This is a genomic window from Corynebacterium sp. MSK310 (assembly GCF_030227355.1).
GTDB classification, from domain to species: domain Bacteria; phylum Actinomycetota; class Actinomycetes; order Mycobacteriales; family Mycobacteriaceae; genus Corynebacterium; species Corynebacterium rhinophilum.
This window is the reverse complement of record NZ_JASPFZ010000001.1, coordinates 98,496-111,364: the sequence shown is the minus strand read 5'-3', so window position 1 is coordinate 111,364 and position 12,869 is coordinate 98,496. Positions and strand designations below refer to the sequence as shown.

At 58.0% G+C, this 12,869-nt stretch carries 10 protein-coding genes; all 10 read right to left on the bottom strand.

Annotation, left to right across the window (positions count from 1 at the left end; translation table 11 throughout):
* Positions 1 to 45 precede the first annotated feature (45 nt).
* The 10 genes from ffh to ftsY all read right to left on the bottom strand — a co-directional run bounded on the left by ffh (position 46) and on the right by ftsY (position 12,851).
* Complete coding sequence (ffh, locus tag QP891_RS00520; protein ID WP_284769578.1) at positions 46 to 1,686, bottom strand: signal recognition particle protein; 1,641 nt, start codon at positions 1,684 to 1,686, stop codon at positions 46 to 48.
* 51 nt (positions 1,687 to 1,737) lie between these two features.
* A complete protein-coding gene (locus QP891_RS00515; RefSeq protein WP_284769577.1) occupies positions 1,738 to 3,870 on the bottom strand; it encodes a [protein-PII] uridylyltransferase in 2,133 nt (710 codons plus the stop codon).
* A gap of 6 nt (positions 3,871 to 3,876) precedes the next feature.
* Entirely contained in the window at positions 3,877 to 4,215 is a 339-nt protein-coding gene (locus QP891_RS00510; RefSeq protein ID WP_237791763.1) for a P-II family nitrogen regulator, read from the bottom strand.
* Between the two features lie 227 nt (positions 4,216 to 4,442).
* On the bottom strand, positions 4,443 to 4,811 hold the full coding sequence (locus QP891_RS00505; RefSeq protein WP_005283678.1) for a Na+/H+ antiporter subunit G: 369 nt from the start codon (positions 4,809 to 4,811) through the stop codon (positions 4,443 to 4,445).
* A 3-nt stretch (positions 4,812 to 4,814) separates the two neighbouring features.
* Positions 4,815 to 5,105 (bottom strand): cation:proton antiporter, encoded by a 291-nt coding sequence (locus QP891_RS00500; RefSeq protein ID WP_005278611.1) that lies wholly within the window; start codon positions 5,103 to 5,105, stop codon positions 4,815 to 4,817.
* Entirely contained in the window at positions 5,102 to 5,635 is a 534-nt protein-coding gene (locus tag QP891_RS00495) for a monovalent cation/H+ antiporter subunit E (RefSeq protein ID WP_005278609.1), read from the bottom strand. Before QP891_RS00495 ends, QP891_RS00500 begins: the two co-directional genes overlap by 4 nt.
* Positions 5,636 to 7,177 carry a monovalent cation/H+ antiporter subunit D family protein gene (locus tag QP891_RS00490; protein WP_284769576.1) on the bottom strand — a complete coding sequence of 514 codons (1,542 nt, stop codon included), beginning with the start codon at positions 7,175 to 7,177 and terminating at the stop codon, positions 5,636 to 5,638. It abuts the gene before it with no gap.
* Positions 7,177 to 7,653, bottom strand: coding sequence for a sodium:proton antiporter (locus QP891_RS00485; RefSeq protein ID WP_284769575.1), 477 nt, complete (start codon positions 7,651 to 7,653; stop codon positions 7,177 to 7,179). Before QP891_RS00485 ends, QP891_RS00490 begins: the two co-directional genes overlap by 1 nt.
* Positions 7,653 to 10,634: a DUF4040 family protein gene (locus tag QP891_RS00480; protein ID WP_284769574.1), complete on the bottom strand. Its 2,982-nt coding sequence runs from the start codon at positions 10,632 to 10,634 to the stop codon at positions 7,653 to 7,655. Before QP891_RS00480 ends, QP891_RS00485 begins: the two co-directional genes overlap by 1 nt.
* A 249-nt stretch (positions 10,635 to 10,883) precedes the next feature.
* Positions 10,884 to 12,851, bottom strand: a complete 1,968-nt coding sequence (gene ftsY / locus QP891_RS00475; protein ID WP_284769573.1) for a signal recognition particle-docking protein FtsY — start codon at positions 12,849 to 12,851, stop codon at positions 10,884 to 10,886.
* Positions 12,852 to 12,869: the final 18 nt, after the last annotated feature.

Genomic DNA, 12,869 nt, shown 5'->3' with positions numbered 1-12,869 from the left:
CACCTGAGAGGTCATGGGCCACCTTCTATTTATGTCTCTGCGCGGCTACTTTTTGCCCTTGCCAAAGTTGAGGTTATCGAGGTCGATATTCTCCATGCCCTTGGGCATCTTGGGCATGCCGGGGATCTTTCCACCGCCAAGGCCACCGGCACCGCCGGCACCGCCCATTTGCTGCTGCAGCTGCTGTAGCTCTTCCATCGACGGCATACCGCCGCCCATTCCTGGCATACCACCCGGCATCTTGGGGCCGCGGTTGCCACCGCCGCCCTTGCCCTTCTTGCGCTTGCCGTTTTTGCCCTTGCGGCCCTTTGGCTTTTTCTTGGTGGCAGAACGTCCGCCACCGCCCATGCCAAATTGGCCGGCCATCTTGGACATCATCTTCTTGGCTTGGTTGAATCGCTCAATGAGCTGGTTGACCTCAGAAACGCTTACACCGGAACCATTGGCGATGCGCTTGCGGCGCGACGCGTTCAAGATCTTCGGGTTCTCGCGCTCTTCTGGGGTCATACCGCGGATGATGGCCTGGATGCGATCCAGCTGCTTTTCATCCACCATGGCGGCCATCTCATTCATCTGCTTGCCGCCAGGCATCATCTTCAGCAGGTTGCCAATTGGACCCATCTTGCGGATCATCAGCATCTGGTCCAAGAAGTCATTCAGCGTGAGCTCGCCGGAGCCAAGCTTAGAGGCTGCTTCTTCGGCCTTCTGGTGATCCAGGGTGGCTTCCGCCTGCTCAATCAGGGAGAGCAGGTCACCCATTCCCAGGATGCGGCTAGACATGCGCTCTGGGTGGAAGACATCGAAATCATCGAGTTTCTCACCGGTGGAGGCATACAAAATCGGCTTACCGGTCACCTCACGAATGGACAGCGCTGCACCACCGCGGGCGTCACCATCCAGCTTCGTGAGAACCACGCCGGTAAAGTCCACGCCATCGCGGAAGGCCTCTGCCGTTTGCACGGCGTCCTGACCAATCATGGAGTCGATGACGAACAGGACTTCATCCGGATTTACGGCATTGCGGATATTGCGCGCCTGTGTCATCAGGGTTTCATCGATGCCCAGGCGGCCGGCGGTATCGATGATGACCACATCGTGCTGCTTCTGTTTTGCTTCAGCAATACCGCGCTTGGCGACGTCCACCGGGTCCCCGTGCGAGGTACCCATCTCGTGGTCATTGGAATCCAGGGAGGTACCTGGGTCTGGAGCGAAGGTCGGGACTTCCGCGCGCTCGCCGACGATCTGCAGCTGCTGCACGGCTCCTGGGCGCTGCAAGTCACAGGCCACGAGCATCGGGGTGTGCCCCTGCTTCGTGAGGTGCTTGGCCAATTTACCGGCCAAGGTGGTTTTACCAGCACCCTGCAGACCGGCCAGCATGATGACGGTCGGTGGATTCTTGGCCAAGTTCAACCGGCGGGTTTCTCCGCCTAGGATCTCAATGAGCTCTTCATTGACGATCTTGACCACCTGTTGGGCGGGGTTGAGCGCCTCAGATACTTCCGCGCCGCGGGCGCGTTCCTTGATGCGCTTGATAAACCCGCGCACCACCGTTAGAGAAACGTCAGCTTCCAGCAAGGCCAAACGAATCTCACGAGTCGTGGCGTTGATATCCGCCTCAGTTAATTTGCCCTTGCCGCGCAGGCCCGCCAGGGCTGACTGTAGGCGGTCTGATAGTGAGTCAAACACTACGGATGCGCTCCCTTAAATTAGATCGATCTAAAGTTCAATTATTCAATCTTAGTCCCTAGCCAGGGCCCTGGTCACATTCCCCACCACCTGGGCGCGCGAAACCGAAGCTCCAAAGAACACATGCACAATCATCGTGGCGCCCAGGATCTCATGGCGCAGCCACATAAACTCCGGCAAAGACTCCACCAAATAGCCCAATGCACCTATTCTCTCGACGGTACGAATCTCCAAAATACCGCCCACGTTAAAGGCCGCCGTCGTGGGCTCACCTGCGATATCGGGAAGCTCTTTGTACGTACGCGAATTATAGGACTGGATAAACCTATCCGGTTCCGCGGCCTCTGTGAGCGTCTTTTGCACAGTGCGGATGACAAACTCCGCCTGATAGCTACCAGCATCACCCTGTACGAAATTGGCCCGCACAATCGTCCACCCCAAGGCTGAAATCAGCGCAAAAATGCGCTTAAACTCTGCCTTATTGGCACCGGACCAGGTCACGGTGACCACTTCCTCCTGCCAATCAACCGCAAGCCCTACCCCATACTCGTCCTGCGGAACACGGACTAAGGGGCGGGTGACTATGCGCGGCTTATTCGCTTCCAAAGCGCGGGCGACGATAAGGGCCTGCGCCTGTGCGGTGCGAGCAGACCACACGCCAGGGCCTGTTGATAAGGCATCCGCCTTGGATAAGGTCGCGAGCAGCGAAATGGTCAATTGATCATAATGGCACGCATTCAATAGGGCATCGCGCGCGGCATCCGAACTCGGATCCATCGTCGCTGCCAATCGCGCCAGGCTCGTATGCTCTGCCACCACGGTTTGCACGCGGGAAATATCTGCAAGATTAAAGCGCATGCGCGCGGCCTGCCGCGCCACCATCTCTGCTCCTACTTGCTCGTGCGGGCGGTCATGTCCCTTGCCTAAATCGTGGTACAACGCGGCCAGGAGGAGCAGATCCGGGCGCGCCACCGAGGTCCGCACCTCGGCGCAGCGCGTGACGGTGGCGACGAGGTGGTAGTCAACAGAATGCATGTGGCTGCGTTCTCTGGGCAGTAATCCGCGCACATGACCCCATTCTGGGACCAAGCGCTCCCACAGCCCATAGCGATCCAGCTCCGCAATCACCCGCGGGGTATGAGACGGCGAAGACAAAATGGCGAAAAAGTCATCCACGGCCGCCCGCGGCCACCGCTCCGGTGGAGCCGGCAGCTCCTGCAGTACCCGCCATGTCGTTGCAGAGACGGAATAGCCTGTCCGCGCTGCGGCCGCCGCGACTCGGGTCAACAGCCATGGGTCTGCACGATTGGGTGTGCGGGCCAAGGAGATAACGGCACCATCAGCCACGACGTCCACGTCAAGGGGCCTGCGCACACGGTCGCGCCCCTGCGCCGGACCAGCACCCCGGCTACCCAAAACGCCGCGGGCTGTGGCCAAGCTACGCTCTACCGCTTCATCGACAGCAGAAGCTGCAGTAACCAGTGCCGCCGTGAGCTCATAGCGGCTGCTAAAACCTAATTCATCAGCGACATCTGCGGCAAAGTCCGGATCCAAAATATCGCGGTGCCGATGAGCCTTGACGTGCAGCAGGGTCCGTGCATCGAGTAACAACCGCCGCTCTTCTTCCAGCACAGGCAGATCGCACAGGTTTCCTAGGGCCAAAGCACGCAAGAGCTGAATATCGCGCAATCCCCCGCGCCCGTTTTTCAGATCTGGGTTAGTCATGGTGGCAACGGCGCCAGAACGGTTCCACCGTGCGATGGCGGTATCGACGAAGCGGTCAAACCCCCGCTGCAACTGTCGACGCCACGCGTGTAGGAGGCGTTGACGAGCGTCATCGACAAGCGGCTTCTCGCCAGCAATATACGTCAGATCCAATTGTGCGAAGCCAGCTGAGGCATCCTGCAAGGCGATCTCGGCGCACTCCTGCGGGGTACGCAGGGCAAAATCCAACCGATACTTGGCATCCCACACCGGATACCACAAGTCCTCTACCAAGCGGGGATCTGGCTCGTAATCCTCCGGAAAGATCAAGATGACATCAATATCGGAATAGGGAGTCATCTCCTGCCTGGCTAAAGAGCCAGTTGCAGCTAGCGCCGTGTGCGGCGGCAGATCTAAATCCTGGAGCAGGCGCACCGCCGCGTCATAAGCCTCGCTGCGAAGAGCGGATGCTGCCACCATTTTTGCTTAAAGGGCGGTCTCGCCGCGCTCCCCGGTGCGGATACGGATGACGTCTTCTACCGGGGTAATCCAAATCTTGCCATCGCCAATCTTGCCGGTATAAGCGGCTTCCACGATGGCATCAATGAGGTCTTCCACCTGGTCATCAGCGGTCAAAACCTCCAGCTTCACCTTGGGCACAAAGTCCGTGGCGTACTCCGCACCGCGGTAGACCTCGCTGTGCCCGCTCTGCTGCCCAAAGCCCTGGCTTTCGGTCACGGTAAGGCCGTGGACATCCTGCTGTTTTAATGCCTCCCGGATATCCGGCAGAGTAAACGGCTTCACAATGGCGGTAATAAGTTTCATTTAATCCTCCTGAAGAAAAGTAAAATTCAGCGGCCAAACCTGGCGCGGATATGCTGCATTCCAGTCTAGCCCCGCCCAACTTCCGAATGTGCCCGAATTACGGTGACGATCTGCAATTACAACTGCATCCACTGCGTTAAACACCCCGGCAGCACAGGAGAAACGCGGGCCGTACATCCTCCATGGAGAAAGTACGAACCCGCGCTGCACACTAGGGAAAGATAACCCTAGATTTCGTCTTCATCAGCGTAGACGGTCTGAATTTTCTCATTATTGTGTTTGGCGTGTTTAACGTCAGTAACCGCAACACCGTAGATGGAACGCCCCAGGTAGAACGAACCCACCGAGCCGATAATCCAGACACCAAAGCACGCGATGAGGCCCTTGATAAGGAGGCCTAGTGAAAAGCCATCCTGCCCAAAATCCACCACTAGCTTGGCGAGGATAATAAGCGGCACCGCCAAACCCACGGTCGGACCCATCAGGTTGGCACGGGTCAAGGCATCCGGTGCGCGCCACAAGGAGACCACGGTTGCCACCACGAGGATCGTGGCCACAATGAGCAGAACCGAAGCAATAATCTCGTATACAGCCATGGCTTATCGCCGCCCTTTCGAAATAATGCGGGCCATAGACAAGGTCGGCAAAATACCGGCAGCGATGGCGCCAATCAGGGCAATGTCATAGGCCAATGGGGCATTATTGATCATTGACCAACCGAGGTACATGCAGATCATGCCGTAAAAGACAATGTCTGACATCACCGCGCGGGTGAGCTCGTCACGGGTGCGCAGCGCTAATAGCACCCCGCACCAGGCTGCCCCGCCCATGATGAACACGCACACCAGTACAACCCAACCGAATGGGGACAATGTTGCAAAATCAATCATCGGTCGGTCTCCTTTCTGCGTTGAATTTTCCGGGCGAGGTGCTTGGGCTTTTCGACGTCCGCCTGGCTCTCCGAAAGCGGAGTGTCCTCCGCCCGCGCGAGATCCGGCGAGCGCATATAGCGGCCCAGGGTATCCAAGGGGAATTCATAGAAAGCCTCATCGAGCTCCGTCGTATCCCCTTGCCCAGGAACGCCATAGTCGATGCTCTTCACGCGCGGTGCCAAATGCTCTTCCATATCGGCCAAGTCAGCGACGATCGCTGCAGGATCGGAACCCTGTACCGCTTGTACTAGCACGATGCGGGGCAAGCCCTTGCGCGGTGGTTCGCGCAGTCCCAAAGACAGCGTGCCTGGGGTAGCGGTAATGGAAGAGGTGAACCAGAAAATCTCCCAGGCGCTGGTAACGCGCAGTGGGTACCGGATGATCACCGGGTGGTATTCGTTATCGGGCTTAAATGCTGACATCGCCAGGGTGAACCCAGCAACGAAAATCTCCTTGATGAGCCAGAGTGCATAAGCTACGGCATGCATTTATCGGCCCTCCTGAATGTCATTGATATTAGGTAGTGCGGCTGAGTCATCGCCCAAGATGGTGTCAGTATAAGCCGTCGTGTCCAGCAGTTGTTCGGCTGCGGTTTCCACCGCATCAATAACCACGCCGGAGAAAATGAACATGCCCAGCGAGACCAAGATGAGCGCTGCGGAAGGCGCCATCAGCTTCTTGCGGATGATGAGCTCATCGGGAACCTTGTCCGAGGGCAGATCGTGTCCCCAGAAGGCTTCGCGCCAGACGCGCAACATCGCCAAGAATGCCGCGAAGGAGGCGATGATGATGGCGGCAATCGCAATCCAGGCCCAAGCGCCGCCATTGCGGGCAACCTCGAAGACGATCATGAGCTTGCCCCACATGCCGGAGAATGGCGGGAAGCCCACCACAGAAAAGGCACCGGCGGCAAAAATCCAGGCGATAATGGTATCGCGGCGCGCGAGGCCGGATAGCTTGGTCAAATCACCCGTACCGTAGGTTTCCTCGATAGCACCGGACGCCAGGATCAACGAGCCAACGGTCACCATGTGGTGAATCGTGTACATGATACCGGCGGCCAGAGCGCGGCTTGGGTCTTCCGAGGTAAAGGCCAGCATCACCAAGATGAACGGCATACCGTTGAGCATCTGGTAACCCAGCACGCGGCGAATCGTCTTTTCGGTCAGACCACCAAAGGCGCCGATCATCATCGAGATCAGCATGAGGACGATGATGAGTACGTTCCACCGCTGCTCAAGATCGAAAAGCTGCACGTACAGCCGGTAAAGCATGTACACAGCAACCTTCGTGTGCAAGCCGGAAAAGAGCCCCATCACCGCGGCCGACGTTCCAGGATAGGTACGCGGCAGCCAGGACTGCACTGGGAATACGCCAGCCTTGGCGGTAATCGCAATGAGAATAATGCCCGCAGCGACGGTCACCGGGCCGTTGCCGGCGGCGGCTCCCTGCAGGGCGGCCAAGTTAACCGAGCCGGTGACGGAATAGATATAACCGACACCAACCACCAGCAGCGTGGAGGCGAAAAGGTTAACGAGGACGAACGCGCGACCAGCTGCCAGGCGCGACCACGTACCAGACATGGTGATAAGGCCGTACGACGGCAGCAGCATGACCTCAATGAACACGAAGAAGTTAAAGAGGTCAGCGGTCAGGAGCGCACCGCACACACCGGTGATAAGAATCAGCGTGAGCGAAGGGTAATAACGGGATTTAGTCTCCCCGCCCACGATGGCGAACCAGTTGGCGCCAAAGGCAACGATCATCGTGGTGATGATCATCAGCGCGGAGAAGGCATCCGCCACGAGAGGAATACCCACATTGCCTACGTAGAGGCCCACGGTATGTGCCACTACCCCATTGTTCATGGTGTAGATCAACAGCCCCAGGCCGGCGAAGACACCGACTCCAGGGATGATGAGCATGATCGCATCGCGGACGGCGCGCCACGGCGCCAGCAAGGCAAGAGCCGCGGCAATGAGGGGAATTGCCGGGAAAAGCGGAAGAAGTTGGGCTACAACATCAGCCATTATTTTTCATCCTCCTTCTTCCTCTGTACCCCGCGCTCAGCCACAGGGGTGTCGTGGTCTACTCGGCCAATGCGATCGAGCTCATTTGCGGATTCTTCCAAGATTGCTCGATTCTGGGCATCGCGGCCCAAGGTAGAAAATGCGTGGTCGATGGTGTTGTCATCGACGGGTTCCACCACATCGGTGTCATCGTTTTTGCCCATTGCAGCCATGGTCAACAGGATGGTCGAGGTTGCCATGGAGATAACAACTGCCGTTAGAACGAATGCCTGCGGTAGCGGATCGGCCATCTGGTCATGGGGGACTTCCGAGGGAAAGGCTTCACCTCGGTAGGAGTACACGCCAGTGGCCAACAAGGTCAGGTTGGCACCGTGGCCGAATGCCATCATGCCCAGTACAATGCGGACCAAGCCGCGTTGCTGAATGAGGTAGACGGCGCCACCGATGAGGATGGCGATTGTTAACGCGAGAATCATTACTTCTCCCCTCCTCGGTTGGCGTTAGAACGGCGACGTTGCTTTGTCTTTGTCTTTGCCTCTTTGGGGCTGAGCAAAGCCAGCGGATCCGTCGACGGGTTGATTGGGTCTGGGTACGGATCGTCCGCATCCTCAACGGCAATCCGCGGCGTCGCCGGCAGGGCCGAGTCATCATCATGGACCCATGGCAGGTAGTCCCGCTCGGTACCAGGCCTGAGGTAGCCACCCAAGGCATTGATGGCCATCGTGAGCATACCCAGCACCGCCAGATAAATACCGAGGTCGAAGATGAGGGACGTCGTCCAGTGCTGGCCAAGGGCCTCACCGTGCAAGGCGGTAAGGAAACCACCATTGCCAAAGCCGTCGTGCCAGTAGCCAATAAAGCCTGCCAACAGCGCGGTAATGATGCCAATACCGGTAAGGTGCACGGGGGTCATGCGGCCGAAGACAATTTCATCGGAGCCGCGGGACAGGTAGGTAAGTCCGATGGCCGCACCCATGATGAGCGCAGCTGGGAATCCACCGCCGGAAGAATTGTGTCCGCGGAAGAACACGATGACGGACATGATGATGAGCAAAGGAATGACAATATTGATTCCCTTGCGCAGCGGCACGGAGTTCAGCTGTGACTGGCCGAACGGCGCCGGGCGCGTGCCCGAGCTGAACGGGAAGCGCGGCAGCGTGGTGGTAATGGCTGCGATAACGACGGCGGCCATGCCCAGCACGGACAGCTCGCCCAAGGTATCGAGTGCACGGAATTCCACGATGATGGTGGCCACGACGTTATCGCCACCCGTGATATCCGGTGCCTTGTCGAGGTACCACAGCGCCAGGTCCGAGCGTTCGTGCCGGCCCATCAGGCCCCAGACTCCGAGGAAGGCCGCAACACCGGCCAATACGGCGATGACGATGGAGCCCACCCTGCGAGATTTATCCGTAACCGGCTGGAAGGTCTCTGGCAGGTAACGCAGCACCATCATCATGACGACCACAGACAGTGCTTCCACCATGAACTGGGTAAGTGCCACGTCCGGTGCACCCAAGAGGAACATCTGCAAGGTAACGCCTGTACCCGCAATGCCGATCATGACGGCGCCGGTAAGGCGGTTCTTGGTGCGCACCAGCCCGAATACGGACAACGCAATAATGCCCAAAGGCAGAAGGTCCCACGGGTTGTCTAGCCCATCGACGCGCGGTTGCAGCGGTACGCCGTCGACTCCCTCGCCGAACAACGTAGTACCAGCAAGAACAATAACCACGATGACAATCGGCAAAATGTGGCGAGACGGATTGTGGGAATCGGACATTTTGCCCAATACCTGGCCGAGCTTGGCGCAGCCATCTTGCAGGCTTTGCAGGAGCTCGTTGCCGCTGCGCGGCATGAAGTTGCGTCCCTCGAAAGCCGGCCACATCTTCTTGCGGACAAAGATGGCCGCAATTCCGGCTACCAGCACGAGGATCGAAATGATAAATGGCACGTTGATTCCATGCCATACCGCAAGGTGAGCATGCGTTTCCATGCCCACGGCGCCAACGGCATGCTCCAAAGGCTCATCGAAAATGCCCAGGACGAAGACGAGCGGCAGGGACATAAAGCCCGGTAGCGCTGCAGGAATCCACAGGGAAACTGGGGCTTCGTGGACATCGTCCATGGACCGTGGCCCATCGAAGAATGCGCCGAAGACGATCTTTGCAGAGTAGGTGAAGGTAAAGAAGGCACCGATTCCTGCCACGGCAAGCAAGATTGCTTGGCCTGCGCCGCCAATGGGGGCATCCTCAAAGGCAGTGAGCATGCCTTCCTTGGACACAAAGCCCAGCAGTGGAGGTACCGCAGCCATGGATGCGGCGCCGATGACTACAGAGCCAAACGTCCACGGCATCTTATTCCACAGCGGGCCAAGGCGTCGGATATCGCGCGAACCTGCTTCATGGTCAATGACGCCGATGAGCATGAACAGCGAGGACTTGAAGAGCGCGTGTGCCAAGGTGTGTACCAGTGCCGCACCGATGGCGAATGGGGTGCCGACACCGATAGTGGCGACAATCCAACCCAGGTGGGAAACGGTGGAATAAGCGGTCAGCTTCTTCAGGTCCGTCTTTTGTACCGCGAAGACTGCGGACATTACCGCCGTGCCCATACCGACGACGATGAGCACCCAGTTCCACACCGCGACGCCGTAAAAGATCGTAGAGAAGCGAATGAGCAAGTAGATGCCCGCCTTGACCACGGCCGCGGCATGCAGGAACGCCGAGACTGGCGTAGCGGCGGCCATGGCTTCTGGCAGCCAGAAGTGGAATGGGAATTGAGCGGACTTGGTAAAGGCAGAAGCCGCGATTAGCACGGCAACGCTTGCGGTCACACCTGGACGTTCATCCCATACCGAGGATGCGAGGATCTCAGAAATGGTGGTCGAACCAGTGGTCACTGCGGCAATGCCTAATGCCGTCAATAGCGTAAGGCCACCGATAAACGTCAGAATTAAGGTGCGCTGGGAACCTGCCTCTCCCCCAGAGCCAGAACGCGCGATGAGCATGAAAGATGCCAAGGAGACAAGCTCCCAGGCGAGGAATAGGACAACAACGTCATTGGCCAGAACCAGTAACAAGATGGACAGCGTGAATGCCGTCATCAGTGTATAAAAGCTCGTATTTCCCTCGTTTTTAGGGAGATAGGCTGCCGAGTACGTCAACACGACAGCGCCAATGACAAGAGCCAACATGGCGAAGAAGATGCTCAATGCATCTCCACGCAGAGCGAAACTTACGTCAACCCCCGGTGCAATAAAATCGCGTACCCAGGTGGCTTGGAAACTGAGTTCCTCCCCCGCTGCAATGGCAGAAAAATCCTTAGCAATGAGCACCGCTGCAATGAGAAAAAGGCCAGCTAATGGATAGCCTGCCTGTCGGTCCATGACCTTTACGGTCACCGGTGCCAAGATCACTGCCAATGCCGCAAGGAGGACAGCAAAAAGTAGCGTCACGAAATACTTGCCTCACGAACCTTGGTCTTGGATTGGTGCGAATTTCGCACCGAATCACTAAATACAGCCCTACCAGATTACCATTGCTCACCAACCCAATCCAGATCACAGTAATTCAGGGCATCCCATGCTCGCGGGGCATACATGCACGGCACATCGGCGAGAGAAAACTCCCCAGCGCCCGCGGCTTTCTCGCTTTTGTAAGCAGCCGGGGTCCTGGGGAGTTATCTAAGCCGGTTGAAGGAGTCCCTATTTCTCGCCTAACAAGGCATCGACAAATCCTTCGACTTCGAATGGTGCAAGATCATCGGCACCCTCACCCAAGCCCACAAGCTTGACTGGAACACCCAATTCTTCTTGCACCTGGAAGACGATGCCGCCCTTCGCCGTGCCATCCAGCTTGGTAAGCACCACGCCGGAAATATCCACAACCTCGCGGAAAATGCGTGCCTGTGCCAGACCGTTTTGGCCCACCGTGGCATCGAGGACCAAGAGAACCTCATCAACCTCGGTCTTCTTTTCTACAACGCGCTTGACCTTGCCCAGCTGATCCATCAGGTCGGTCGAGGTGTGCAGGCGGCCGGCCGTATCAACCAAAACGACATCGACCTGCTGCTCCACACCGGTGGCCACGGCATCAAAGGCCACGGAGGCAGGGTCTGCGCCTTCCTTGCCGCGTACGGTTTCGGCGCCCACGCGGCGCCCCCACGTTTCTAGCTGATCGGCTGCTGCGGCTCGGAAGGTATCTGCCGCACCCAGCAATACGCTGTGGTCCATCGATACGAGGACGCGGGCGAGCTTACCGGTGGTGGTGGTCTTACCGGTGCCGTTAACGCCCACGACCATCACGATGGCCGGCTTACCGTCATTAGGCATCGCGCGAATGGAGCGATCCATTTCTGGGTGGCAGGCCTCGATGAGGCATTCACGCAGCATCGCACGTGCTTCTTCTTCGCTCGACACGCCACGCTCAGCGATCTTGTCACGCAAAGAATCGGTGACCTTCATCGTGGACTTGGTGCCAAGGTCCGCCATGATGAGGGTATCTTCGATTTCCTCCCAGGCGTCTTCATCCAGATCACCGGCGGAAAGGATCCCCATCAGTCCTTGGCCGATGGCGTTCTGGGAACGAGAGAGGCGGCCGCGCAGTCGGCCGAGGCGGCCTCCCGCCGGAGCAATGTCCTCGGTGGGCTGGCCCGTCGCGGCAGGCTCGCCATCTGGTACAGGCGTTTGTTCCTTGGCCGCTTCCGCCGCATCCGTTTGTGCATCGGCTGCAGCTGCGGCTTCTTCGGCTTCCTCGTGGCTATCGACGCGTTCTTCGATGTGGTCTGCGTCTTTATCATCTACCACCGCGTCAAAGACTGGCGATTCATCTTCTACCTCGGCGGCCTCGACGGATACAACGTCTTCTGGGGCTTTTTCTTCATGGTCCGGCTCGCCGCGTTCGCCTGCGCTCGCTGCCGCAGGTTTCTCGGCAGCAGCTGGGGCGGATTGCTCGCTGCCCTTTGCTTCTTTTTCTTCTGCTTCCTTCTCACCAGAAGCAGGTGTGGAAGCCTGCGCGGAAGCCGGTTTATCAGATTGATCCTCTGCCTGATCTGCAGGTTCCTTATCTGCATCATCTGCGGCGGATTCCTGGCGGTCACCAGAGGCTGCAGCAGCAGCGGCGCCGACTCCCCCAGCTGCGGCCGTACCGGCAGCACCCTTACCTTCGGTCTTATCGGCGGCAGGCTTGGACTTGGCTTCCGGAGTGGAAGCAGACTCGGAATCGGCCTTAGCTTCATCGCCAGCGCCGTTGTCTTTTCCTGTGTCCTTATCCTGCTTGGCTGCCTTTTCGGGTGCAGTGCTTTTATCCTTAGCCGGTGCAGATCGCTTGGCTGTCGGCGGCTCTTCACCGTTGAGCTGGGCGTTTGCGATATCGGTGGCGGTGGGCTCCGACTGCTCCGAAGTTTCCGGCTGCTGCTCCTGCTTAGCCTGCTGTGGCTTCTCCTGCGCTACCTTCTCGGTTTCTTTCGCGCCCGCTGGGGCAAAGTTGAAGCCAGACTTCGCCTGGTAATTGCCGGACTTTTGCTCTTGGGTTAGCTGCTTTGGCTCTTCTTCCTTGGGTTTCTCGAAAGAAACCTTCTTCGATTCACCGCGCTTTTTGCCGATTGCAATAAAGACGACAATCAGCACAATGACAACGATTGCTATGCCGATCCATAACCATAAAGAATTCATGTCTCTATAGTGCCAGCC